Here is a 343-nt window from a genome sequence, read left to right on the forward strand (position 1 = left end):
CAGTAGTGAAACGAAACAGCGCCGATGATAGTGTAGCAGCTGCTATGTGAAAGTAGGTCATCGCCAGGCTCCAAATTAAAGTGTTAGGTTTCTCTTAGCAGCTGCTATGTGTCTCTCTACCGCTGTGGGCACTTGGTCATATCCAGGCTCCAAATTCAGTCGCAAGACTTTAAATTAAGTCGAAAGACTATAAATAAAATAATAAGAAAATTGAAAAGAATTTTCTTGGTGACAATAGCGTTTTGGACCCACCTGACCCCATGCCGAACTCAGTAGTGAAACGAAACAGCGCCGATGATAGTGTAGCAGCTGCTATGTGAAAGTAGGTCATCGCCAGGCTCCA

Annotated in this window: 1 rRNA gene; it reads left to right on the plus strand. The window is 44.0% G+C overall.

What is annotated here, in order from left to right:
- The first annotated feature begins 224 nt into the window (after positions 1 to 224).
- Positions 225 to 339 (plus strand): 5S ribosomal RNA (rrf, locus tag JIG37_RS12735).
- Positions 340 to 343: the final 4 nt, after the last annotated feature.

Source organism: Pseudoalteromonas sp. bablab_jr010 (genome assembly GCF_016464105.1).
GTDB classification, from domain to species: domain Bacteria; phylum Pseudomonadota; class Gammaproteobacteria; order Enterobacterales; family Alteromonadaceae; genus Pseudoalteromonas; species Pseudoalteromonas simplex.